Source organism: Corynebacterium sp. A21 (genome assembly GCF_052266655.1).
In the GTDB taxonomy this organism is placed as follows: Bacteria; Actinomycetota; Actinomycetes; order Mycobacteriales; family Mycobacteriaceae; genus Corynebacterium.
Map to the genome: position 1 here is coordinate 104,999 of NZ_JBQPQY010000004.1, position 23,495 is coordinate 128,493.

A 23,495-nucleotide genomic window follows, 5' to 3' on the forward strand; every position below is an offset into this window, starting at 1 on the left:
TTGTGCTGACAGTCACATCTTGCAGATTATAGGATGTAACACTGTCAGGTGGTCTACTGCGCAGACACCTCCCTCAGGAGCACGCGCACCAGAGCACTGACCCCCGCCTCTCAACAAATTCCAGAGACAGGATCAGCAGCATGACAGATAGTCCCGGGGCCGCCACCCGTTCCCCAGTCAAGATCATCGGCACCGTCATCGCCGTTTTAGTGGGCCTGGGGTTGGTGATCGCAGGTGTGGTGGATGCCTCGCAATCCACCTCAGGTGCGAACGCCCGTTCCAGCCTCACCTTGATCGCCCCGGCCGGCGCCGGTGGCGGCTGGGATGGTGCCGCCCGTGAATCCCAGGCCACCCTGCGGGCCGAGGGCATCGTGAATAACCCTCAGGTGGTGAACATCCCCGGCGCGGGCGGCACCATCGGCTTGAGTCAGTTGACCGAGATGGAAGGGGAGTCCACCACGGCGATGATCATGGGTATCACCATGCTCGGCGCAATCAACATCAATGGTTCGGGAGTGTCCATCGATGATGTCACCCCGATCGCCCGCCTCACCGATGACTATGACGTTGTGGTCGTCAGTGCGGACTCCCCGTTCAACAGCATTGATGATCTGGTGGCGGAGTGGGAGAAAGATCCCAGCCACTTTCCCTTCGGCGGTGGTTCCCTCGGCAGTCTCGACCAGATGATCATCGCCCAGATCGCCACCGAGGCCGGGATCGATCCGACCTCGGTCAACTACCTGGCGCACTCCGGTGGTGCCGAGCTGGCCACGGCACTGCTCTCCGGCACCATCTCCGCCTCGGTCAGTGGTTATGCCGACTTCAAGGATCAGATTGAGGCCGGCCGGCTGAAAATGCTCGCAGTCTCCGCCCCGGAGCGTATCGAGGGTATTGATGCCCCGACCCTGATTGAGGAGGGGTACAACGTCGAGCTGACCAACTGGCGCGGTGTGGTCGCCCCGCCCGGCATCACTGATGCGGAACGGCAGGAGCTCGAGGATATCTTCGCCGAGATGATCGCCACTGAGACCTGGGCGGACACCCTCCAGCGCAATCAGTGGACTGACACCTCACTGATCGGTGATGACTTCGCCGAGAACCTCAAGGAAGAAACCGCCATCGTCAACGGCATCTGGTCCGATCTGGGCTACTAGCCCGCTCATCCTTCGGAAGGTAACCCCCATCATGACCTCCATTCCCACCCTGTCCGACGCGGGCGTCGAAAAGCCCCGCCCGCTGCTGCACGGACGCGGCTCCCTTTTCGTCGCCGCCGCGCTCGGCATATTCACCCTCTACATCGTCTACGGCATCCTCACGATGGACGTTCCGGCGAGCGCGCAGTCGCCGGGGCCGAAGTTCTATCCCGCTCTGCTCGCGGTCATCTCCGGAATCCTCACCGTGGCGCTGACCATCGACACACTCCGCAACCCCGATGAGGAATCACCGACTCGCTATATCGCACCGGTGGGGGAGAGTGTCGGCGAGGCGCTGATCCCGGTCAAGGAGACCGATAAGAAGGCACTCGCCTTGGGCATCCTCGCCTTCCTCATCTTCGCGTTCATCCTTGAGCCAGTCGGCTGGATCATCGCCGCTGCACTGCTCTTCTGCGCCATCGCCCTGACCCTCGGGGCCAAGCGTCCATTCTTCAATCTCGCGGTCGGTCTGGTCGTCTCCTCGGCGATCCAGGTGGCCTTCTCCCTGGGGCTCGGATTGAGCCTGCCCGCCGGAATTCTCGGAGGACTGTTCTAATGGAAAATCTGCAATTACTCCTCGGAGGATTCTCCGCGGCACTCACCCCGATGAACCTGCTGTGGGTGCTCATCGGTGCGCTACTCGGCACTGCCGTGGGCGTGCTGCCCGGCATGGGTTCCTCTATGGCGGTGGCCCTGCTACTGCCGATCACGTTCAGCCTTGACCCGACCGCCGCCTTCATCATGTTCGCCGGTGTCTACTTCGGTGGACTTTTCGGCGACTCCACCATGGCCATTCTGGTGAACACGCCGGGTGGTTCCACCGCGATCGCCACTTCCTTTGAGGGCCACAAAATGGCGCTCGCCGGCCGGGCGCCACAGGCCTTGGCCACCGCCGCGATCGGTGCCTTTATCGGTGGCATTGTGGCCACCACCCTGGTGGTTTTCTTCGCTCCGAAGCTCGCCGAGTTCGCCATTCTCTTCGGCCCCGCCGAGTACTTCGCACTCGCGGTCTTCGCCTTCCTCGCTTGTTCCGCGGTGGTCTCCGATTCCCTCATCAAGGGCCTGGTCTCACTGCTCTTCGGTTTGCTGGTGGCCACCGTCGGCATCGACGGCATCTCCGGCACCCAGCGTTTCACCGCTGGTGTCCCAGAGCTTTTCGACGGCATCAGCATCATCACTGTCACCGTCGGCCTCCTGGCCCTCGGTGAGGTCTTCTACAAGATCTACGAGCACAAGCGCCCTAAGCCAATTCAGAACGCCAAGATCACCGGCAGCGCGCGCATGAACTTCACGGACTTCAAGGAAGCCCTCCCTGCGTGGCTCCGCGGCACCGGTTTCGGTGTGCCCTTCGGTGTTATCCCGGTCGGTGGTGCCGAGGTCCCGACCTTCATGGCCTACGCCACCGAGCGCAGCCTCGATGCCCGCCGGAAGATTCCAAAGTTCGGCACCGGCGCCATCCGTGGTGTCGCCGCTCCCGAGGCCGCCGGCAATGCTACTGCTGGTACCGCCATGGGTGCCCTGCTCGCCATGGGGCTGCCGACCTCCGCGACTGCCGCCATCATGTTGGCCGCTTTCCAGCAGTACGGTATCCAGCCCGGCCCGCTGCTCTTCGAGCGCAACGCCGACCTCGTCTGGCCACTGCTGGCTTCACTATTCATCGGCCTGGTGGTGTTGCTGATCCTGAACCTGCCGCTAGCTCCGATGTGGGCGAAGCTGTTGTTGATCCCGCGCCACTACCTCTACGCCGGCATCGCACTCTTCTGTGCCCTCGGCGTCTACGCCACCTCCGCCGCTGTGACCGACCTGCTGTTGGTCCTCGGCATCGGAATTGTCGGCTTCCTGTTCCGCCGCTACGAGATCCCGCTCGCCCCGGTCATGATCGGCGTGATCCTCGGCCCGCTGGCTGAGACCAGCTTCCGTAATGCACTACTGTCCTCGGGTGGCGAGTACGCCATCCTCATCACCTCGCCGATCACCTGGACCCTCTACGGTCTGATGCTCGTGGTCCTGGTGGCCGCCGGCTACAAGCACTACAGCAATGCCCGCCGCCACCGCACCGTTGAAATGGAGGTGCTCCCTCAGCACTAGACCCAGACCCCCGCTTCCCGCGGATGAAAGCACTGTGGTGGCGGGGGCGGGATCGTAGACTAGGCATTTATGTCCTCCCGTCTGAAACTGCCCAAGGCGGATCCGCTGATCATCTTGATCATCGCGGCCGTCATTGTGGCCATCATCCTCCCCGCGCGAGGGGAGTTCGCCGATTGGTTCTCGCTCGCCACCCAGATCGCTATCGCCGTTCTCTTCTTCCTCTATGGCGCACGACTGTCCACCCAGGAAGCCATCAACGGCCTTAAACACTGGAAGCTGCATCTGCTGATCCTGGCCTTCACCTTCCTGGTGTTCCCGATCATCGGTGTGGCGCTGCGACCGCTAACCCACTTCATTTCCGAGGAACTCTATCTGGGCATCCTTTTCCTCACCCTGGTGCCCTCGACGGTGCAGTCCTCGGTGGCCTTCACCTCCATCGCACGCGGCAATGTCCCCGGCGCCATCGTCTCAGCCTCCGCCTCCAACCTCGCCGGGGTCTTCCTCACCCCACTGCTCGTCATGCTCCTGATGTCCACCGGCGGTGGGGTACACGTGGATACCTCGGTCTTCCTCAGCATCTCCGTGCAGCTGCTACTGCCCTTCATCCTCGGCCAGATCTGCCGCCGCTGGGTGGGCAAGGTCGCCGCCAACAAGGGCACCAAAATCGTCGACCGTGGTTCCATCGCGATGGTGGTCTACTCCGCCTTCTCCGCCGGCATGGTTGCGGGGGTGTGGTCGAGTGTCGCCGTGGCGGACATTATTTTCCTCATCGTCTTCTCGGTGGTGCTGGTGATCTTCATGCTCTGGCTGACCCGCTTCGTCGCTGTGAAGCTCGGCTTCAACCGGGCGGACACCATCGCCATCGAGTTCTGCGGCACCAAGAAGTCTCTGGCGACCGGGCTGCCGATGGCCGCGGTGATCTTCGGGGGAGCGAACCTCGGCCTGCTGATTCTGCCACTGATGCTCTTCCACCAGATTCAGTTGATGATCTGTTCCTGGCTCGCCTCCCGCTACGCCCAGCATGGCGAGGAGCCGCAGAAAGTTCAGACCGTGGCTGATCCCAGCTGATCTGCGGAGCCGGGCGGGGAGTGGGTTCACTCTCCGGCCGGTTTTTTCATTCCCGGATATCTTCGGGTTGCTTTAATTCGACACCCTCAGGAAGATGTTTCACGTGAAACCTTTCCTTTATGTCCGCACCGAAATGTCCATCCCTGGGGCCGGCGATGCCGTCCACATCGCTGAACTGGAAACCCTCGACGACACCCTCTGCCGCCTCTACCGGATGATCGAGCTCGGCCCGGGCGATGCCATTGTCGGTGCCGCGACTCAGCGGAAGTCCGTAGGCGGATCACAGCAGCCGAATGAGCTCGTGCCGCACCCGGACACTTACCACCAGTTCCCGGATATCAGCGCCACGCACCTCAGCGAGGCCGAGTTCGAAGGACTCTGGAACGAAGCCAGGGCACTGTTCCCGGAACTCTAGAAGAGCGGGGTCCGGGAGGGCTCAGATCCCTCTACTCCGCGGAAGCTTCCATCCGCGGTAACGTGCCGATCTCTTCACCATCGGCATCGAAGACATGCAGGGTGTCACCCTCAACCTTGAGGGAGCCGGCGGCGGAGAGCCAGGTATCCACCCCCTCGCACGCCATCATGGTGGTGGCGATATCACCGAGGGCGATCTCCTCACCGCTGTATTCCCAACTACCCATCATCCGGTTGCAGCCATCGGTGCCATGGAGTTTTCCATCAGCTTCGAGAGTCAACTGCGGCTGGGCGCTCCCATTGGAACCCCAGGAACCTTCAGCGGAATCGGAAGATCCTGGCGAGTCATAGGATGAGGAACAGCCGCCGAGAAGCGCTGTGGCCAGAACCAGGCCACCAAGCATTTTCAAGGGGATTCTCTTCATGATGCTGACACTACCCACCGCCCACCGCCGGGGGGAATAGCCCAAGGGAGACTTCTGTGGGGTCAGAAGACGAGATTGACCAGCAGCATGTAGCAGAGCGTGCCGCCGACGATGGACAGTCCGGCGGAGCGTCGCCAAGCATGCAAAGCTACGGTCGATGCCACTGCGATCAGGGAGGCACTCAGCCCGCCCGCGAACTCCAATTGTCCGTGGACGGTGTAGATCACCAGCGCTGCCATCACGCCCACCGGCATAGTGATGCCCAGCATCCCGACGAGCTCACTTCCCTTGAGCAACTTCAGCGCGGAGAAGGGGAGTTGCCGAAGCACGATGGTCACCACTGCGACGGGGATCAACACCCCGAGGACCATGGTGAGGGAGATCCCCTCCGGCAGTCCCGCTTCCGCCAGCACTATCATCGCCTCTTCTTCTCGATCGGACGACGCAGCTCCATGGCACGATCCAGGTTCGGGAAGCGGAAACGCGCCACCAGGATGAGGAAATAGCCGATCAGAGCAATCACCAGCATCTGGCCCGGTGCGATGATTCCGGCGATGATCGCCAGGAGCATAGCCAGCAGGGGCAGTGAGAAATCCTGGTTGTTTTTGAATGACTCCCAGGTCAGCACGACGAACAGAGCGGTCAACGCAAACTCCATGCCTTGCAGCCCGGAAGGGATGAGCTCACCGACCAGAGCACCGATAATGCCCGGTAGCACCCACAGGGATTGACAGAAGAGCTGGATCGTCAACACTCGAGCCCCGGAAATCGCGCCCGGCGGCCGGGCAGAAACGATGGCATAGGACTCATCGGTCAGCGCATAGGTGGAATAGGCCTTGCCCGGGGCGGAGCGGATCTCATCGCGGGGGAAGGTCAGTCCGTAGAAGACATGCCGGAAGTTGACCATGAATCCAGTCAGTGCGGCGGTGAAGGGGCCCACCCCGGCTGCCACCAGGTTCAGTGCCAGAAATTCCATGCTCCCGGCGTAGATGACGATGGAGAAGATCGGTGTCCACCACCAGGCGTAGCCGGACTGCGTCATCAAGAGCCCGAAGGCCAGACCGAGTGGAACCAGACCAAGGCCCACGGCCCAGGTCTCTTTCAGTCCCGCCCTGATCTCGGCGATAGTTTCACGTGAAACATCCGCCATTAATTTTCACCGACGTCAGCCGGGAAGGTAGAGAACAGGGGTAAGGGCATCTGCTGACGGCGCATGACATCACCCCACAGGTCCACTCGGCCCGGGGTGATGACATCTGAGGGGAGGGCTGGCGTGACAAACCAGTCGCCGAACTCGATTTCCTCTTCGAGCTGACCCGGCGCCCATTCGGCATAGCCGGCAAAGAGCCGCATACCCTCAACAAGCTCCGCAACCTCTTCAGGATTGGAACGCAGATCCACATGCGCCAGGCGGTTAGCCAGCCGGTTCAGTTGCGGATAATCATCGATGTTCACCCCGTTCTTGGTCACTGCGAGACCAGCGACCGACTGCTGGTTCAGCGGCCCTCCGATGTAGAGGGCCTGGGGTTTGACTACCGCGGGCAACCAGTCGGGCATGACATTGAACACCGCCAGTTCACTGCGCGCGGTGAGGTTCACCCCGAAGGTCATCTGCGGAGAATGCTCGATAATCATGATCACGCTGCGGGCGAAATCCCCGGAAAGCATCCCTGGGGCAGCCACGAGCAGCATTCCAGGCTCTGGTGCCATCCGTTCCATGGCATTGAATAACCGGTCCGCGTATAGATCAGCCATCGTGTCCCAATTCCTTTCCTTTTAGTCTGACTACTGTCCGGCCCACCAGGCCTTCAATTCAGCAATCGCTTCCTCGCGATCCAGGGGACCACGTTCCAGCCTGAGTTCCTTGAGAAAGGACCACGCCTGCCCCACCTCCGGACCTGGGGACAGGTTCAAGATCTTCATGATCTCATTGCCATCCAGATCCGGCCGAACTCTGGCGAGATCCTCCTTCTCGGCGATCTCAGAAATTCTTTCTTCCAAGTGATCGTAGGTGCGTTGGAGCCGTTGCGCCTTCCGTTGGTTCCGGGTGGTGCAGTCCGCCCGCACCAGCTTGTGCAACCGGGGGAGCAGTTCCCCCGCATCGGTGGCATAGCGGCGCACCGCAGAATCGGTCCACTGCCCCTCGCCGAAGCCGTGAAAACGCATGTGGAGGTAGACCAGTTGACTAACCTCGCCGACCATCTGTTTCGAGTACTTCAGCGAACGCATCCGCTTGCGCACCAGCTTCGCTCCCACCACCTCATGGTGGTAGAAGGTGACACCGCCGCCATCGGGCTTGAACTCCCGCGTGGCAGGCTTGCCACAGTCGTGGAGCAGCGCGGCCCAGCGCAGCACGAGATCAGGGCCGCCCTCCTCCTGATCCATGGCCTGCCGCAGTACCTGCATGGAGTGGGCGTAGACGTCCTTGTGTTGGAGATGCTCATCCTGGGTCAGCTTCATCCCGGGGATCTCCGGGAAAACATACTGAGCTATCCCTGTTTTGACCAGCAGGTTCATCCCGGTCCACGGGGCGTCGCCAGCCATCAGCTTGTCCAGCTCGGCCTGCACCCGCTCGACGGTGATGCGCTTGATCTCACCGGCCATCGCGGTCATCGCGGCACTGACGCGCTCCGCAACGCCAAAACCCAGCTGACTGGTGAAACGGGCAGCGCGCAGCATGCGCAGCGGATCATCATTGAAGGACTGCTCCGGGGTCGCGGGAGTGTCCAACCGACGGCTGGCGAGGTCGGCCAGTCCGCCCACCGGATCGTGGAAGCGGCCCTCGATGCCCGTCCCCGCGGCGTCGACAAGCAATTCCACGGCCATGGCGTTGACCTTGAAATCCCGACGGATCAGATCCCCCTCGAGAGAGTCCCCGAAGAGCACCTCGGGGTTGCGGGACTCGCCATCGTAGGTGTCGGAGCGGAACGTGGTGATCTCGATCTGCTGACCGCGCTTCTCCGCCGAGAGGGTACCGAAATCTATTCCGGTGTCCCAGACCACCTCAGCGAAGTCATCCAGAATTGCGCGGGTGACCTCCGGACGAGCAGAGGTAGTGAAGTCCAGGTCATGGCCGAGCCGGCCGAGCAGGGCATCGCGTACCGAGCCCCCCACCAGATAGAGGGACTCTTCCCGGTCCTGAAAAGCCGCCACCAAATTCAGCAGGATGGGGGAGAGGGAAGTGATAGAGCGCTCGGCACGCGCTATCAGCTCCACCCTTGAAGTGGGGTCCGTATTTTCAGGCTCGACGCCTAGATCCTCGGTGTTCACCCACCTGATTCTACCTGGAACACCCTAATTCAACCCCACCGGTGCGGAGCCCAAAGCACCCGGGAGCACCCGGAAAGGAAATAAGCGGTCAAGCTCACCCCAAACCACTGGTGGTTCAATAATTCCGAATGTCCCCGGCAACAGATACGATGACGGAGATGAACGACAACACTCGGCCCCGGGATTCCGGGCAAGACTCCGCGGGCGCCCAAAACCCCTCCGGCGCTGGCTCGGATTCCGGCGAGCCTAAACGCCGGCGCCGCCGACGTCGTTCCCGACGCCGGGGATCCGGATCCGGATCCGGCACCACGCAGCGACAGAGCAGCGGCACCGAGCCAGGTGCCGCTGAAAGCACTTCCCAGGGTGAGCCGAACACCGCGAAAAGCAGCACCGGAGAGACCCCGCCCAAGCGTCGCTCCCGGCGCCGTTCGGGTTCCCCAAAGTCCAGCGCCAACAAACAGGGCCGCACCCAGCCACCCGAGGACACCACCACCGCCACTGCCACCGCCACCGAGCGAAGCGACGCCGAGTCCAAGAACCGCGGTCGACGTCGCGGTACCGGCGGCCGCAACCGTCGTACCGGCGGCCGCAACCAACCAGGCCAGGGTGCCGCGGGACGTCGTCCCGCCCGCAACCAGCAACGTGGTGGCGCGGCACACTCCCGCATGCAGACCCGGGATGAAACCTCCGCCGGTGGCCTGGTGGTCTCCGGTCTCGCTGAGGCCGTCAATGAGACCAATGATGTTGATCTCTCCCGGATCTATGTCGCCCTGATCGGCCGTCTGGACCGCCGGGGCCGACTGCTGTGGTCCATGCCCAAGGGCCATGTCGAGCCTGGTGAGGCACAGGATTCCACCGCTGAGCGTGAGGTGTGGGAGGAGACCGGAATCCATGGTGAAGTCTTCGCCGACCTCGGAGTGATCGATTACTGGTTTGTCTCCGAGGGATCCCGGATCCACAAAACCGTGCACCATCACCTACTGCGTTATGTTGACGGCGACCTCAATGATGAGGACCCGGAGGTCACCGAGGTCTCCTGGATTCCGGTGAGTGAGCTGATCGAGCACCTCGCCTACGCGGATGAACGCAAACTCGCCCGCATCGCCCATGATCTGCTGCCGGAACTGGCACGGAAGGAGAAGTCAGCGGGAAGGGCAACTCCGAGGTGACCCGGCAGGCTCACACCGGCACCACCCCGATCCGGGTCGGGTCACTGGGTGCGGTGGCCCTGTTGAGCAGTGCGCTGCTACTTCCCGTCAGCCCGACGGCGCAGGCCATGCCGCTACCGCTGAATCCCCAGGATCCAGCGGTGGCGCAGCAGTGGATCAACCCCTTGCTCCGCGCCGGGGAAAGCGATGAGAATGTCTCCCTCCAGCTGACTTCAGCCGCCCCGGAGGTACTGACCCCGGGGGACACCCTCGAACTGACCTTCGTGCTGAGCAATCACAGCGACGAGGTAGCCGAGGAACTGCAGCTGCAGCCACAGCGGGCAGATCCGCCCGCGACCAACGCGCATGCCCGCCAGCTGATCGGCTATGAAGCCAGCGCCTACCCCTACTACGGAGCACCCATTCAACTGGAACCCCTGGCACCGGGGGAGTCCCGCGAAGTGCAGGTGAGCATCCCCACCGACCCAGCCGAGCCAGGTGGTTTGTCCATCTCCGCCGCCGGGGTCTATCCACTGCTGTTCGCACTGCGCGGGCAACGCGCCGGGGCAGATCATGTCGGGTTCAGCACCGAGCGTTTCCTGCTCAGCGTCAGCGATCCGGTGGGTCCTGCCATCCCGGAGGCAGCTGATGCCGCAGCGACCGCTGCTCCCTCATTGACCTTGCTCTACCCATTGTCCTCCTACACTGACATCCTCCCCGGTGAAACCGGTGATTCCCCGGGCGATACCCCGCTGATCCTGGGCTCCGAACGGCTGGCCGAGGAACTTGCCGAGGGTGGTCGCCTGGACCGCCTGCTGGCGGAATACCGGGCCGCGCTGGATCGGGAAAGTGGCGCGGCGCTTCGTGCCGCCAGCTGCCTGGCAGTAGATCCGGCGCTGCTGGACACCGTGGACCGGATGAGCCGCGGCTATCTCGTCGATGACTCCCGTCCGATGGAGATCCGGCAGAGCCAACGTCTGCGCGATAGCTGGACCGATGAGGAAGACCGTGACCCCGCCACCCCGGGCACCGGCCAGACGGATGCCGCCGCCTGGCTGGAAAAGCTCAGGGAGATTGCCGCCGAAAGTTGCATCATTGCGCTGCCCTGGGCAAATTCTGATCTTGATGCGGTGCACGCCAGCAGTAATCAGTGGTTGATGCGGGAGGCACTGGAACGCGGCCCCTATCTGATCCGTCGGATCTTAGGGGTCACCCCGGTGACCAATGTGGTGATCCCCGGCAGCGGCTATGTCAGTACCGCCACCGCACCGGCCCTGGGTTGGGCGGATCTGCAGACCGGAATCCAGGCCCAGAAAGCTGCGGAGCCGGTTGACCCCGCCGACACTGATGAGACCGCCGGCCTCCAGGAAGCCTGGGAGAATTCCGCCCTCGGACTCAGCGATGACGTTCCCGGCAGCGAAGGGGAGCCACTGGAGGCGACCCTGGATGACACCACCCCGCCGGATGCTTCGGCGGTGAAGTTACCGGCCCCGCCGGCCACCACGGTCAGTGTGCTGGTGGCGGAGAACTCCGTCTGGAAATCCACTGAGGTGGATCGTTTCGCGGAGCTCGCCCCAGGCATCCGTTCCGTGAGCTACCAGGGTTCCCTGGCTGCCACCTTGGCTTCCACCGGTGTACTCCCGGAGACCGTGGGCTACTCAAATCCAGAGACCCGTTTTGATTTCCGGATCGATTCACCCACCTCCCGGGACCTCACCGCCGCCGCAAACATCCGGCTGGCTGCCGCAGAGCTCAGCTCGCAGGCCACCTTTGATGAACAGGGGGAACTGACCGCCGATCCGCTCTTCCTCATGCCGCCGACTGAACTTGCTCCAGAGACCGCCGGCACGCTGCTGGCCACCGCCGGGGAACTGCTCAGCGAACAGGCGGTGACCCCGTTGAGTTTCGAGGACTACCTCAACCCAAGTCCGGAGCAACAGGAACGTCTGGCCACCGCGGTACCGAATAGTACGACGGATGCCACCGCCTTCGGCTCCCCCTTTGATGATCCGACGGTGTTCAGCGACGGTGAAGTGCTGCGTGCCTCCCAGCAGGCGAACTACACCGATGACCTGACCCGCATCATGGGCAATGATCCGGCGATCGCACTGACCCGCTATGAGTTCACCGCGCCACTACGCCGTGATCTGTTGCTCGCTCTGACCGGCTCCGGGCGGCGTTCCTATGGCAGTTTCTGGGATAGCGTCCAAGCCGCTGACCACCGGCTCAACGGCAACCGCGAGATGCTGCAGGCCCTGCGCAGCTCGGTATCGCTGATCCCGCCGGGCAATGTCTATACCCGCACCTCGGAATCCTCACCGCTGTTGATCGTGGCGCAGAACCGGTTGCCACTCCCGGCACAGGCGAAGATCACCTATCAGGCGCCAGCGGGTGCAACGCTGCATGTCCCGGCAGAGATCCGGATCCCGGCGCAGGGTTCGATCTCGCTGCAGATGACCGCGGACCTGCCTGATGGGCAGGACTTCGTCGATATCATCCTCGGGCTCTCGACGAGTGATGGTGCGGCGATCTCGGATCCGGTGGAGATCAGTGTGCAGACCCGTTCCGGTTTCTTCGGCACTTCCAGTGTGGCTGCGGTCCTGGTGCTCGCCCTGGCGCTGGCCCTGATCTTCCGGGTGGGTTCACACCGCCGTCGTAGCGCTCATCGACGCCTCGAAGACACCGCGGACACCGCCGGCACCACCGTGGGGGAGGATGCCGCGCGTCCCGCGCGGCGTGTCACTCCGCGTCGTGGAGGCGGTCATGCCGATGAAAATTCCGGTTCCCCCAAACCTCCCGGTAGGTCCTGATTCTTCGCTGGCGGCGCCTTAACGGCGTCGCCACTGATCTATTACACCTGTATCAGACGGACGACATCAATCAGAATGGTCTCTCGTGAGCTCTCAAGACCCCGCATCCCGTGATGCCCACCCCCCGATAAGCGTGCCGACGGCCGGCCAACGTGGCCGCATCGTGCCGCCCACTCCACCTGCCCCGGTCCCGGAACCCCGAGCCATCAACCGTCTGGTCGCGGCACCGCCGACGGAGGACCGTTCCCGGCTCAACCGTGCCCCCGGCGCGACCGAGCCGGTGGCTGTCGCGGCCTTGAGTAGTACAGTCCTGACGGAAAAAGAGGACGAGGTCGCTTCGAATGCCGATGTGGTCCGCTCCACCGGCTCGATGGCGATTGCGACCCTGATCTCCCGCATCACCGGCTTCCTGCGCAACGCGCTGATCGGTGCCTCACTGGGTCCGGCTGTCGCTTCCGCCTTCACCACCGCCAATACGTTGCCGAACCTGATCACCGAGATCGTGCTCGGCGCGGTGCTGACCTCCCTGGTGGTGCCGGTGCTGGTGCGTGCGGAGAAAGAGGACCCGGACCAGGGTGCGGCCTTCATCCGGCGGTTGTTTACGTTGGCGGTGACCCTGCTGGTGGTCATCACCGCGCTCGCGCTGCTCACCGCTCCGCTGCTGACTCGGCTGATCCTCGGGTCGGACAGTCAGGTCAACGTCAGCCAGGCGACCTCCTTCGCCTATCTGCTGCTGCCACAGATCTTCTTCTATGGCATCTTCTCGATGTTCATGGCGGTGCTCAACACCAAGGGCATCTTCAAGCCCGGTGCTTGGGCACCCGTGGCGAACAACGTGGTGAGCATCGCCGTACTCGCGATCTACATGCTCATTCCCGGCCAGCTGAATCCGGCGGAGTCCTCCGGAATCGTGGACCCCCACGTGCTGCTACTGGGTCTGGGTACCACCCTCGGTGTGGTGGTGCAGTCGTTAATCATGCTGCCACCGCTGAAGAAGGCCGGTATCGACCTACGCCCGCTGTGGGGTCTGGATGACCGGCTGAAACAGTTCGGTGGCATGGCGCTGGCCATCGTTGTCTATGTCGGTATCTCCCAGGCCGGCTGGATCGTCACCACCAATATTGCCGCCGGGGCGGACGCCGCCGCTCCGATCATCTACTCCCAGGCTTGGCTGCTGCTGCAGGTGCCCTATGGCATCATCGGTGTCACCCTGCTGACGGCGATCATGCCACGGCTGTCCCGCAACGCCGCCAGCGGTGATGACAAGGCGGTGGTGGGCGATCTGACCATGTCGACCAAGCTGACCTTCATCGCGCTGATCCCGGTGGTCATCTTCTTCACCGCCTTCGGCCCGGAGATCGCGGTCGCGCTGTTCAACTACGGCAATTTCGATCTGGAATCCTCCAACCTGTTGGGTCTGACGCTGAGCTTCTCGGCCTTCACGCTGATCCCCTATGCCCTGGTGCTGCTGCACCTGCGCGTGTTCTACGCCCGAGAGGAGGCGTGGACCCCGACCTTCATCATCGCCGGCATCACCGCCACCAAGATCGTGCTCTCGATGGCGGCTCCACTGGTCGCGGCTTCCCCCTCACGTGTGGTGATCCTGCTGGGTGCCGCGAATGGTTTCGGCTTCGTGGCCGGCGCCGTCATTGGTGCCTTCCTGCTGCGCCGCAAGCTGGGTCCGCTGGGATTCCGGGACATCATGCGCACCACCGGTTGGGCGGCCGCAGCCTCGATCATTGGTATCGCCGTGGCCCTGGTGGCCCACTTCCTGTTGAGCCTGGCGACCCCCGATCTGCCCTCTCCGGCGGGCAGTATCCTCGAGATGATCAAGGTCGGCATCGCCGGCATTATCTTCCTGATCGTCACCGGCATCGCACTGTCCTTCTCCCGTCTTCCTGAGGTCCAGAACCTCGGTGTCGCGCTGCAGCGGGTGCCCGGCATGGGTCGTTTCATCCGCCCGGACACCACCCGCCAGATCGAGGTGGAGCAGCCCACCGTGCAGGAGGTCTCCTCCCAGCTGCTGGGCCTGGATACCTTCAACGCCTCCCCGGTGCCGCCGCCGATGTCGGCCGGTGTGGTCCGTGGCCCGCGGCTGGTACCCGGCGCCCCGGTGTCCGACGGTCGTTTCCGGCTGCTCGCTGATCATGGCAGCGTCTCGGGTGCCCGCTTCTGGCAGGCCCGGGAACAGGCCACCGGCCGCACCGTCGGCCTGGTCTTCGTCGACACCACCGGGTCCGCTCCGATGGCCCCGGCCACCCCGGCAGCGGCCGCCGGTGCCGCCGCTGAGGTGGTGCGCCGCACCCGCAAGCTGGCCAACCTCCACCATGGCGCGATCGCCGAGGTGCTCGAGGTCGCGGCCTATCGTTCCGGCTGCCTGGTGATCACCGAATGGGTCCCCGGATCCTCCCTGCGGGCCGTAGCCGATCAGGGGGCAGATCCCCGCGCCGCCACCTACGCCCTGTCCGGGCTTGCCGACGCCGCGGCGGCCGCCCGCCAGTCCGCCACCCCGCTGGGCCTGGACAACCACGCCCGGATCCGCATCAACACCGAAGGTGAAGCTGTGCTGGCCTTCCCGGCGGTGCTCACCGAGGCCTCCTACTCCCGCGATCTCGCCTCGATCGCCTCCGCGCTGAGCCTGCTGATCGAGGAGGCCTCCGCCCCGGCGGAGGTGCTCGCGACCCGGGATGAACTCCGTCGTGCCGCGGCAGCTGAGAAACGGCAGGAACAGGGCGAGCCCGCAGAAGCGGGGGAGAACCAGCCCGAGACGCTGAATCCGCGGGAATGTTCCCAGCGCCTGCGCGAGGTCGGCCTGGCCGACACCGCTGATACCACCGACGTCGCTGACACCGCGCTCGTCGTCAAGCGGGAACCGGCACCGCAGCCCAAGGACCGACCGGGCTTCGGTTCCCGGGGCTACTCCCCGAAGATGGTGGCCACCATCGGGATGGTGGTGATCCTGATCGTCACGGTCGCCGCTGCACTGATCGCCTTCCTCGCCAGTATCATCGGCGGCGACAGCGAGCAGGCCCCGATCAGCCCGGAATCCATCCAGGGTTCCCAGGTCAGCACCGCACCCCGGTCACTGCCGGTGATCCAGCCGCTTGAAGCCGCCCACGGCTGGCCGCTTGCCCTCCCAGGAGAGTTGGAGCAACTCATCGACGGCGAGGATGCCACCTCTTGGACCTCCCCGAGCTACGCCGGGGACTTCGGCGGAGTGGGGATCTACCTGGCACTGGAAAATATCAGTGAGATCCAGCAGCTGATGATCGACACGGATGGCGGTGGGGCACAGGTTTCCGTCCACGCCCTGCCGGTGGGGACCGACCCCGCAACGGTGACCTCCCTGCAACAGACTCGAGAGTTCGGTGCTGAGACCCTCAGCCAGGGCCGGAACTCCATTGAGGTGGCAGCCACCGATGCGGTCCACACCGATGGCCTGATCCTGTGGTTCAGTGCCCTGCCCACCGGGCAGAGCCAACTCGAGATCACCGAGATCGGGGTCATCGGCCAGACTCGCAATCCGGCACCCTAGTCGCCTGACCCCAGATTCCCTCAGCTCCCCTGCACAATGCACTATGCAGGGGAGCTGAGTACTTTATGAGATTTTGTTGTGAAATGAGTGGTGTAACTCTAATTCGGGGGAATTAATGGGAAACCACCTTTTTGGCGACCGCTCTGATCATGAACTGGTCCAACACCATCTGGCGGGGGACAGGTCCGCCTTCACGGAGATCGTCCACCGCCACGGCACCCGCCTGCTCTGGGTCGCCAGACGCTACGCCCTCAACGAGGATGACGCCCACGATATCCTCCAGGAAGCCTTCCTCAACGCCGCCCGCAACCTCCACAGCTTCCGCGCGGAAGCAACCCTGAGCACCTGGTTGCATCGCCTTGTGATGAACAGTGGCTATGACTTTGCCCACCACCGCAGCCGCAGAGAATTAACCACGCTCGACGATGACAGCACCCCACACGAACTCAATCTCCGGCTCAGCTATGACCCGGTGCCCCGGGTCGATCTGGCACTGCTGCTCCGGGAGGCACTACTCACCCTGCGGCCGGACCAGTGTGTGGCCTTATTGCTGGTGGACCTCGGCGGCTACCGGATCGCCCAGGTGGCAGCGCTGCAGGGGGTGAAACCGGGAACCATCAAATCCCGGCGCTGTCGGGCCAAGGAGAACCTGCGGGAAATCCTGACACCGAGTTTCTCCTGAGCACCTGGGCGGGGAATTTTCCAGGGTGGCTGAGCTGTTGAAACTCACGCAGACTCAGGGGTCCACCATGGACCCCGATACACTTGGAGCGTTGTATCACCCGAACCACACGCTTTGATTCACAACCAGAAAGAGGCATCCATGACAGAGGCAGCTCAGGTCCACGACGTCGCCATCATCGGCTCCGGCCCGGCGGGCTACACCGCCGCAGTTTACGCGGCTCGTTCCGAGCTGAAGCCGATCGTCTTCGAGGGCTATGAGTACGGGGGATCCCTGATGAACACCACCGATGTGGAGAACTTCCCGGGCTTCGCCCAGGGCATCATGGGCCCGGACCTCATGGCCGAGATGCGCTCCCAGGCGGAGCGTTTCGGCACCGACCTGCGCATGGAGATGGCCGAGGAAGTTGATCTCAGCGGTGATATCAAGCGCATCGTGGCTGATGGCCAGGAATACTTCGCCCGCAGCGTCATCCTCTCCACCGGTTCCGCCCCGCGTCAGCTCGGCATCGAGGGCGAGCAGACCCTGACCGGCCGCGGGGTATCCACCTGCGCCACCTGCGATGGTTTCTTCTTCAAGGGCCAGCACATCGCCGTCGTCGGTGGCGGCGACTCCGCCATGGAGGAGGCCACCTTCCTGACCAAGTTCGCGGAGTCGGTGACCATCATCCACCGCCGCGAGGGCTTCCGCGCCTCCGCCATCATGCTCGACCGCGCCAAGGCGAATGAGAAGATCAGGTTCCTGACCAACACCACCGTCAACCGGGTCCTCGGTGAGGGCAAGGTCTCCGGACTGGAAATCCAGGACACCGTCACCGGTGAGGTCTCCAACCTGGATGTCACCGCCATGTTCGTCGCCATCGGCCACGACCCGCGCTCGGAGTTCCTGGGCGGCCAGGTCGAACTCGACGACTCCGGCTACGTCCGCGTCGAGGAGCCCTCCACCCGCACCAACCTCCCGGGTGTCTTCGCCTGTGGCGACCTCGTCGATGATCACTATCAGCAGGCCATCACCGCCGCCGGTTCCGGCTGCCGCGCCGCCATCGACGCCGAGCACTACCTCGCCGCCCTCGGCGACAAGTAAGCTGTACCCATCACCGGCGGAAACACCGGAACACTAAGGAGTAAAAAAATCATGGGCAATGTCATTGATGTCACTCAGGACACCTTCCGCTCCACCGTCATCGATTCCGAGAAGCCGGTCATCGTGGACTTCTGGGCGGAATGGTGCGGCCCCTGCAAGAAGCTCAGCCCGATGATCGAGGAAATCGCCGAAGAATTCGGCGACAAGATCACCGTGGCCAAGATTGACGTCGATTCTGAGCGCACCCTGGGAGCCATGTTCCAGATCATGTCGATCCCTTCAGTTCTGGTTTTCAAGAACGGTGAGAAGGTCGATGAGTTCGTTGGACTGCGCCCGAAATCCGAGATTGTCGCTATGCTGAACGCCCACCTTTAGCTGGTACGCTGACTCAGGAATTCAGCCTCTGAGCCGGTGCCACCGGTCCCGGAGGACAGTCAACATCACTCAGCGCTAAAGGAAGGAGAGTCGTGGCAGACGTTCAACGGGTCGGAGACCGCAGCCCCCGAGTTGCGGAAACTCGGACGACCCTCGCCCGCCTCGGTCTTCTGCAGGGCTACACCGGCGAAGTGGCCGGTAGGCAGGCGAACCAGTTCAGCGACTCGGACATGACATTCGATCCCGCGCTGGCCGAGGTGCTCAAGGCCTTTCAGCAGGCCCGCGGCATCATCCCCACCGGCGATATTGATGACACCACGCTGCGGGAACTCCGACACGCCTCCTACAAGCTCGGTGCCCGCGTCCTGTCCTTCATCCCCGGCAATCAGATGATCGGTGATGATGTCGCCCAACTGCAGGATCACCTGCAGGAACTGGGCTTCTACTCCCACCGGGTCGACGGTCACTTCGGGGAGGCCACCCACCTGGCCACCAGCACCTACCAGCTCAACTCCGGGTTACAGAACGATGGGGTCTGCGGACCCGAGACAGTCCGCTCCCTCGGACTGCTCGGCCGTCGTATCACCGGAGGCTCTCCGCAGGCCATCCGGGAACGTGAACACGTCCGTAATGCCGGTCCGAAACTGGCCGGTAAGCGTGTGGTCATTGACCCCGCTCTCGGCGGCGTCAACAAGGGCCTGATCGTCCAGGGCCGTTATGGTGAGATCTCCGAGGAGGAAATCCTCTGGGACCTAGCCACCCGTATCGAAGGCCGGATGATCGCCGCCGGCATGGAGACCATCATCTCCCGCCCCCGGATGGATGATTCCTCCCCCAAGAAGCGGGCCGATATCGCCAATGCCTTCGGTGCGGATCTGATGCTCAGTCTGAAATGCGATAGCTACCCGAATGAGAAGGCCAATGGTGTGTCCACCTTCTACTTCGGTAGCCAACTGGGCCGGAACTCCCTGACCGGAGAGACCCTCAGCGGCTATATCCAGCGCGAGATCGCCGCCCGCACGGAGCTGATCAGCTGTGGCAACCACGCCCGCACCTGGGATCTGCTGCGACTGACCAAGATGCCCACTGTCGAGGTCGCCACCGGCTACCTCTCCAACCCCGGGGACGTGGCGGTGCTGACCAGCCCGGAGGGCCGGGATGCCATCGCCGAGGCCATCGTCGTCTCCGTGAAGCGGCTCTACCTGATCGACCAGGAACAGCAGCCGACCGGCACCTACAAGTTCAGTGAACTACTCCAGGCAGAGCTGAGCTGAGTTCCTGATCTCTCCGGGGCTAATCCCGGGGCGCCACGCGGATGAGGTTGCCATCCGGGTCCGCTGCCACGAAGGTGCGGCCAAAGACCTCATCATAGGGTTCCTTCACGATCCTGATGCCCTTGTCCCGCCAGCGTCGGCAAGTCGCCTTGAGCTCCTCGGTCTCGTTTAAGAAGAAAGGCATCCTCCTGTCGCTGAGAGCGAAAACCTAGACCTCCACCTGCTCCAGCCGCTGGGCAACGCCCTCGATGGCGCGCAGATCCATCGGCGGTGGAATCTCCAGCCGGAGGCGGGGGAGCACCGGGTGTTCCCGGATGACCTGGAAACCCGCCGACTCCAGATAGGACACCCCGATCAGCCCAATCTCCCCGGCCCGGGCCACGATCTCGGCAACTGTCGGCGACATGGGATGTCCAGGGTCTTCGATATAGTCCTCCCGAAGCCCAAAGGCCTCCACAGCGGAGGCATCCTTGGTGACGAGTTCCATGATCGCGGCGTCGAGAAGCACCGATTCCAGGCCTTCCCCAGCCCGACCCAGATCGAGGAAGAGGGAGGTGATGATTTCTGCGTCCTCGGAGACCGGGGCGGTGGGCAGCTGTTCAGCGCCCGGCGCGTCCCCTGGGCTGCAGTAGAATACGGTACCGACGACCCGCTCCAGCGAGACCGGATCAAGCGGACTCGGACCGGAAATGCTGAATCCGCAGCACCCGTAATTATGGGTGGTGGTGGCCAGCCAGGCCTCCTTCTCAAAGATCGGGTCCCCGGAGCCGCAGACCTTCACTGCGGTCTCGGGGTCGCATTCCCAGAACACCGAACGGGCCGCACGGGGGTGCATCAGACCCAGATGTTGCGCATCGATGGGGTAGAGCCGGGCGCCCATCTGTGTGGTCCTACCGCTACCGCTCGCGGTCGATCAGCGCCATGATCCGTTCAAAATCATCACGGTCGCCGAACTCCACGACGATCTTGCCCTTGCGCTTTCCCATCATGACCGAGACCTGGGTATCCAGGCCATCGGCGAGACGGTCAGCCGCACGGGTGAGGAATTCCGGCTGCGGGGCCGGCTCCTTCGGCTTCTTCTCCGGCAGATCATCACCACGGTTGAGCAGGGTGACGGCTTCTTCGGTGGCACGCACCGACATTCCCTCGGCGATGATGCGGTCGGCCAGCTGCTCGCGGGCCCCATCGCCATCCTTGATGCCCAGCAGTGCACGGGCATGACCGGCGGAGAGCACTCCGGCGGCGACCTTGCGCTGCACGCTCACCGGTAGTGCCAGCAGGCGGATCATATTGGTGATCACCGGGCGGGAACGGCCCAGCCGCTGCGCCAGTTCGGCCTGGGTGACATCGAATTCCTCCAGCAGCTGCTGGTAGGCGGAAGCCTCTTCCAGTGGGTTCAGTTGTACCCTGTGGATGTTCTCCAGCAGCGCGTCGCGCAGCATGGAGCCATCCTCGGTTTCCCGGACGATGGCCGGAATGACATCGAGTCCGGCCTCACGGGAGGCACGCCAACGGCGCTCACCCATGATGAGCTCAAAGCCACCGGTGGCCTTGGGTCGGACCACGATGGGCTGCATGAGACCGAACTCGCGGATCGAGTGGACCAGCTCATCGAGCGGCTCTTCCTCAAAGACGTGCCGCGGCTGTTTCGGATTCGGGGTGATGTCATCCAGCGGGATCTCGCGGTAGCTGGCGCCGATCTCGGCGACCGTCTGCGGGACCACCGGTTCCGGGGCAGCAGGCGGATCCGGGACGGGGGAGTCAGCCGCGGCAGCCTTGACGATCAACGGATTAACTTCCCGCGGATTGCCGGTCATCGGGAGACCGCTCGGGGCACCCTCGGGGGCTTTAAAAGGGGTGGCGGGGGAGCTGCTGGAGGTTTCATCCTCCACCTCAGTCGCTGCCGGGGCATCCTGGAAAGCTTTGGCGATCCGGGACTTCTTCACCTCCTCCGCTTCGCGACGGTCGCGCTCGCCTTTGGCGCCGCGAGTGCCGCCGAGGACAATGTCCGCGGCGGACTCACCGAGCCGGGGAGCGGAGCTGGCGGCGCTGGGGATCAGAGCGGCCAAGCCGCGGCCGAGGCCACCCTTACGTGTTTCCTGGGACATTATTCAGGCGCCTTTCTCGGACCGCAGGTCCGTCATTCCTCGTTGCTCTGCGATGATTCGGCGAACTGGGCATCGGATGCTGTTTCCACGGCGTCGACACCCGCTTCTTCCTCGGATTCCGCCCGGCGGGAGGCTTCCTCAATCTCAGCGGCCGTGGCCGGGCTGACACCGATGGCGCCAGTGCCCGCCGTGGGCTGATAATCCCCCCGGGTGGCGAATTCCTTCGCCGCCTCGAGGTAGGCACCGGCGCCCCGTGATCCCGGGTCATACTGGATCACCGTCAGCCCATAACCCGGGGCCTCTGAGACCTTGATCGAGCGCGGGATGATGGTGCCCAGCACAACATCACCGAAATGCTCACGTACCTCGGTGGCCACCTGATCAGCCAGCTTGGTGCGGGCGTCATACATGGTCAGCAGAATGCCCGAGATATGCAGCGCAGGGTTCAGGTGCTCCCGGATCATGGTGATGTTGTTGAGCAGCTGCCCCACACCCTCCAGGGCGTAGTACTCGCACTGGATCGGGATCAGGACCTCATCAACCAGGGCCATGGCGTTGATCGTCAACAGCCCCAGTGAAGGCGGGCAGTCGATGATCACGTAGTCAAAACCATGGCTGGTCAGAAAATCACCGCGCACCGAGTCATAGAGGCGGTACTCGCGTCGGACCAGGCTGACCAGTTCGATCTCCGCGCCGGCCAGATCAATGGTGGCGGGGATGCAGTAGAGGTTCTCCATCTCGGGAGACTTCTGCAGCGCCTCCTCGGGCGTGCACTCGCCGATCAGCATCTCATAGCTGGACAGGGTGCCGGCCCGATGTTCCACACCGAGCGCGGTGGAGGCATTGCCCTGCGGGTCCAGGTCAATGACCAGTACCTTCAGTCCATGCAGTGCCAGTCCTGCGGCGAGGTTCACCGAGGAGGTGGTCTTGCCCACGCCACCCTTCTGATTCGCGATCGTAATCAGTCGCGGAGAGTCCGGCTTGGGCAGTTTCAGGGAATTCGGAGTGAGCACCTGCGCCGCACGGCGAGCCGCCTCGGCGATCGGTGTATCATCCCACTGCTGATCATCCATGGACTCTTAATGCCCCTCTTCCTCATGCTGAAACCGGTGCCGATGGGCACTATATCCACAGTAGTGCGTGTGGCAGACTCCCACCACAGCCTGATGTCTTCGGGGCGCGGTCGACCTCCCCGGATAGGACTAGAGCCTATCTGACTGCTATCTGACGCGGGGAATGCGGATCAGGGTGGTCGGCTCGCTGAGGAGTGCCTCACCGACCCTGATGACCTCACTGGCCCCACCACCAGCACGCTTGATCTCCGCGGCATCCCGCTCGATCTCCTCGGCAACCGAGGAACCCTTCATGGCGATCATCGCGCCACCGATGCGCGCCAACGGCAGGGACCAACCGGCGAGCCGTCCCAGCGGGGCCACCGCACGGGAGGTCACCACATCGACCTTGCCGAGATCTTTGCGCACCGACTTCTCCTCGGCGCGGCCACGGATCACCGTGACATTGTCCAGACCGAGTTCCGCCTTGATCTCAGCCAGATAGACCGATCGCTTGAGCAGTGGCTCAATCAGGGTGATCTTCAGATCCGGACGTGCCAACGCCAGCGGAATACCGGGCAGGCCAGCACCGGAACCGACATCAGCCACAGTCGCGCCCACCGGCATGGCCTCACCGATGACAGCGCAATTGAGGATGTGCCGGTCCCAGAGGCGGGGCACCTCGCGCGGGCCGATGAAGCCCCGCTCCGAGCCGACCGTAGCCAGGGAGAGGTGGTAGGCGATCGCCTTGTCCAGATTGTCACCGAAGACCTGGGCGGCGACGTCCGGGACATCGACCAGATCCGGCTGCTGGTCGGAATCGCTTGGTTTCACGTGAAACCTTCACTTTCATTTTGAGGGGCCACTGATGAACTCTCCCCAGATTAGTTCACTGCCCTGAAAAGTAGAACAGCCGCCGCCTCCAAGGTGGGAGACGACGGCTGAAAAGCTTCGCGGTTGCGGAACCGAG

Annotated in this window: 22 protein-coding genes; 12 read left to right on the forward strand and 10 right to left on the reverse strand. The window is 63.4% G+C overall.

The genetic code is table 11. The features are described 5' to 3' along the window. Positions 1-140: 140 nt before the first annotated feature. From ACTU46_RS08570 to ACTU46_RS08590, 5 genes are all read left to right on the forward strand, one after another. Positions 141-1,154 carry a tripartite tricarboxylate transporter substrate binding protein gene (locus ACTU46_RS08570; protein WP_443380905.1) on the forward strand — a complete coding sequence of 338 codons (1,014 nt, stop codon included), beginning with the start codon at positions 141-143 and terminating at the stop codon, positions 1,152-1,154. Positions 1,155-1,185: 31 nt separating this feature from the next. After that, on the forward strand, positions 1,186-1,749 hold the full coding sequence (locus ACTU46_RS08575; protein ID WP_443380907.1) for a tripartite tricarboxylate transporter TctB family protein: 564 nt from the start codon (positions 1,186-1,188) through the stop codon (positions 1,747-1,749). Beyond that, on the forward strand, positions 1,749-3,281 hold the full coding sequence (locus tag ACTU46_RS08580) for a tripartite tricarboxylate transporter permease (protein WP_443380909.1): 1,533 nt from the start codon (positions 1,749-1,751) through the stop codon (positions 3,279-3,281). The genes ACTU46_RS08575 and ACTU46_RS08580 overlap by 1 nt, the downstream gene beginning before the upstream one ends. Positions 3,282-3,350: 69 nt before the next feature. Next, positions 3,351-4,349: a bile acid:sodium symporter family protein gene (locus ACTU46_RS08585; RefSeq protein ID WP_443380911.1), complete on the forward strand. Its 999-nt coding sequence runs from the start codon at positions 3,351-3,353 to the stop codon at positions 4,347-4,349. A gap of 94 nt (positions 4,350-4,443) precedes the next feature. After that, entirely contained in the window at positions 4,444-4,764 is a 321-nt protein-coding gene (locus tag ACTU46_RS08590) for a hypothetical protein (protein WP_443380913.1), read from the forward strand. A gap of 31 nt (positions 4,765-4,795) precedes the next feature. Here ACTU46_RS08590 and ACTU46_RS08595 read toward each other — a convergent pair whose 3' ends face one another. The 5 genes from ACTU46_RS08595 to ACTU46_RS08615 all read right to left on the reverse strand — a co-directional run bounded on the left by ACTU46_RS08595 (position 4,796) and on the right by ACTU46_RS08615 (position 8,458). Next, positions 4,796-5,188 (reverse strand): META domain-containing protein, encoded by a 393-nt coding sequence (locus ACTU46_RS08595; protein ID WP_443380914.1) that lies wholly within the window; start codon positions 5,186-5,188, stop codon positions 4,796-4,798. A gap of 62 nt (positions 5,189-5,250) precedes the next feature. Further along, positions 5,251-5,598 carry a branched-chain amino acid transporter permease gene (locus ACTU46_RS08600; RefSeq protein WP_443381268.1) on the reverse strand — a complete coding sequence of 116 codons (348 nt, stop codon included), beginning with the start codon at positions 5,596-5,598 and terminating at the stop codon, positions 5,251-5,253. Between the two features lie 5 nt (positions 5,599-5,603). Further along, entirely contained in the window at positions 5,604-6,338 is a 735-nt protein-coding gene (locus tag ACTU46_RS08605; protein ID WP_443380916.1) for an AzlC family ABC transporter permease, read from the reverse strand. Beyond that, on the reverse strand, positions 6,338-6,943 hold the full coding sequence (locus ACTU46_RS08610) for a YqgE/AlgH family protein (protein ID WP_443380918.1): 606 nt from the start codon (positions 6,941-6,943) through the stop codon (positions 6,338-6,340). The genes ACTU46_RS08605 and ACTU46_RS08610 overlap by 1 nt, the downstream gene beginning before the upstream one ends. Before the next feature lie 30 nt (positions 6,944-6,973). Next, a complete protein-coding gene (locus tag ACTU46_RS08615) occupies positions 6,974-8,458 on the reverse strand; it encodes a CCA tRNA nucleotidyltransferase (protein WP_443380920.1) in 1,485 nt (494 codons plus the stop codon). A gap of 158 nt (positions 8,459-8,616) precedes the next feature. On the opposite strand from ACTU46_RS08615, the gene ACTU46_RS08620 reads away from it, so the two are divergent. From ACTU46_RS08620 to ACTU46_RS08650, 7 genes are all read left to right on the forward strand, one after another. Next, positions 8,617-9,627 carry an NUDIX hydrolase gene (locus tag ACTU46_RS08620; protein WP_443380922.1) on the forward strand — a complete coding sequence of 337 codons (1,011 nt, stop codon included), beginning with the start codon at positions 8,617-8,619 and terminating at the stop codon, positions 9,625-9,627. After that, positions 9,624-12,416, forward strand: a complete 2,793-nt coding sequence (locus tag ACTU46_RS08625; RefSeq protein WP_443380924.1) for a hypothetical protein — start codon at positions 9,624-9,626, stop codon at positions 12,414-12,416. Before ACTU46_RS08620 ends, ACTU46_RS08625 begins: the two co-directional genes overlap by 4 nt. A gap of 85 nt (positions 12,417-12,501) precedes the next feature. Further along, complete coding sequence (gene murJ / locus ACTU46_RS08630) at positions 12,502-15,951, forward strand: murein biosynthesis integral membrane protein MurJ (protein ID WP_443380926.1); 3,450 nt, start codon at positions 12,502-12,504, stop codon at positions 15,949-15,951. A gap of 115 nt (positions 15,952-16,066) precedes the next feature. Next, complete coding sequence (locus ACTU46_RS08635; protein WP_443380928.1) at positions 16,067-16,633, forward strand: sigma-70 family RNA polymerase sigma factor; 567 nt, start codon at positions 16,067-16,069, stop codon at positions 16,631-16,633. A gap of 141 nt (positions 16,634-16,774) precedes the next feature. Further along, positions 16,775-17,716, forward strand: coding sequence for a thioredoxin-disulfide reductase (trxB, locus tag ACTU46_RS08640; RefSeq protein ID WP_443380930.1), 942 nt, complete (start codon positions 16,775-16,777; stop codon positions 17,714-17,716). Between the two features lie 51 nt (positions 17,717-17,767). Further along, positions 17,768-18,091, forward strand: a complete 324-nt coding sequence (gene trxA, locus ACTU46_RS08645; RefSeq protein ID WP_443380932.1) for a thioredoxin — start codon at positions 17,768-17,770, stop codon at positions 18,089-18,091. Between the two features lie 92 nt (positions 18,092-18,183). After that, entirely contained in the window at positions 18,184-19,365 is a 1,182-nt protein-coding gene (locus ACTU46_RS08650; RefSeq protein WP_443380934.1) for an N-acetylmuramoyl-L-alanine amidase, read from the forward strand. Between the two features lie 19 nt (positions 19,366-19,384). Here the strand turns inward: ACTU46_RS08650 and ACTU46_RS08655 are convergent, their stop codons facing one another. From ACTU46_RS08655 to rsmG, 5 genes are all read right to left on the reverse strand, one after another. After that, positions 19,385-19,549, reverse strand: coding sequence for a VOC family protein (locus ACTU46_RS08655; RefSeq protein WP_443380936.1), 165 nt, complete (start codon positions 19,547-19,549; stop codon positions 19,385-19,387). 24 nt (positions 19,550-19,573) lie between these two features. Beyond that, the gene (locus tag ACTU46_RS08660) at positions 19,574-20,245 is read right to left on the reverse strand and encodes a hypothetical protein (RefSeq protein WP_443380938.1); all 672 of its coding nucleotides are present in this window, start codon (positions 20,243-20,245) and stop codon (positions 19,574-19,576) included. A 16-nt stretch (positions 20,246-20,261) separates the two neighbouring features. Further along, entirely contained in the window at positions 20,262-21,473 is a 1,212-nt protein-coding gene (locus ACTU46_RS08665) for a ParB/RepB/Spo0J family partition protein (protein WP_443380940.1), read from the reverse strand. A gap of 32 nt (positions 21,474-21,505) precedes the next feature. Next, positions 21,506-22,546 carry a ParA family protein gene (locus tag ACTU46_RS08670; protein ID WP_443380942.1) on the reverse strand — a complete coding sequence of 347 codons (1,041 nt, stop codon included), beginning with the start codon at positions 22,544-22,546 and terminating at the stop codon, positions 21,506-21,508. A gap of 147 nt (positions 22,547-22,693) precedes the next feature. Continuing rightward, positions 22,694-23,359, reverse strand: a complete 666-nt coding sequence (gene rsmG / locus ACTU46_RS08675; protein ID WP_443380944.1) for a 16S rRNA (guanine(527)-N(7))-methyltransferase RsmG — start codon at positions 23,357-23,359, stop codon at positions 22,694-22,696. Positions 23,360-23,495: the final 136 nt, after the last annotated feature.

Excerpts from the sequence above, each read along its gene's own strand:
- ACTU46_RS08620 (WP_443380922.1), top strand. The coding sequence starts at position 8,617 with ATGAACGACAACACTCGGCCCCGGGATTCCGGGCAAGACTCCGCGGGC.
- ACTU46_RS08585 (WP_443380911.1), top strand. The coding sequence starts at position 3,351 with ATGTCCTCCCGTCTGAAACTGCCCAAGGCGGATCCGCTGATCATCTTG.
- ACTU46_RS08590 (WP_443380913.1), top strand. The coding sequence starts at position 4,444 with ATGTTTCACGTGAAACCTTTCCTTTATGTCCGCACCGAAATGTCCATC.
- ACTU46_RS08660 (WP_443380938.1), bottom strand. The coding sequence starts at position 20,245 with ATGGGCGCCCGGCTCTACCCCATCGATGCGCAACATCTGGGTCTGATG.
- ACTU46_RS08665 (WP_443380940.1), bottom strand. The coding sequence starts at position 21,473 with ATGTCCCAGGAAACACGTAAGGGTGGCCTCGGCCGCGGCTTGGCCGCT.
- ACTU46_RS08605 (WP_443380916.1), bottom strand. The coding sequence starts at position 6,338 with ATGGCGGATGTTTCACGTGAAACTATCGCCGAGATCAGGGCGGGACTG.
- ACTU46_RS08610 (WP_443380918.1), bottom strand. The coding sequence starts at position 6,943 with ATGGCTGATCTATACGCGGACCGGTTATTCAATGCCATGGAACGGATG.
- trxB (WP_443380930.1), top strand. The coding sequence starts at position 16,775 with ATGACAGAGGCAGCTCAGGTCCACGACGTCGCCATCATCGGCTCCGGC.
- ACTU46_RS08670 (WP_443380942.1), bottom strand. The coding sequence starts at position 22,546 with ATGGATGATCAGCAGTGGGATGATACACCGATCGCCGAGGCGGCTCGC.
- ACTU46_RS08595 (WP_443380914.1), bottom strand. The coding sequence starts at position 5,188 with ATGAAGAGAATCCCCTTGAAAATGCTTGGTGGCCTGGTTCTGGCCACA.
- trxA (WP_443380932.1), top strand. The coding sequence starts at position 17,768 with ATGGGCAATGTCATTGATGTCACTCAGGACACCTTCCGCTCCACCGTC.
- ACTU46_RS08655 (WP_443380936.1), bottom strand. The coding sequence starts at position 19,549 with ATGCCTTTCTTCTTAAACGAGACCGAGGAGCTCAAGGCGACTTGCCGA.
- ACTU46_RS08635 (WP_443380928.1), top strand. The coding sequence starts at position 16,067 with ATGGGAAACCACCTTTTTGGCGACCGCTCTGATCATGAACTGGTCCAA.
- ACTU46_RS08575 (WP_443380907.1), top strand. The coding sequence starts at position 1,186 with ATGACCTCCATTCCCACCCTGTCCGACGCGGGCGTCGAAAAGCCCCGC.
- ACTU46_RS08580 (WP_443380909.1), top strand. The coding sequence starts at position 1,749 with ATGGAAAATCTGCAATTACTCCTCGGAGGATTCTCCGCGGCACTCACC.
- ACTU46_RS08570 (WP_443380905.1), top strand. The coding sequence starts at position 141 with ATGACAGATAGTCCCGGGGCCGCCACCCGTTCCCCAGTCAAGATCATC.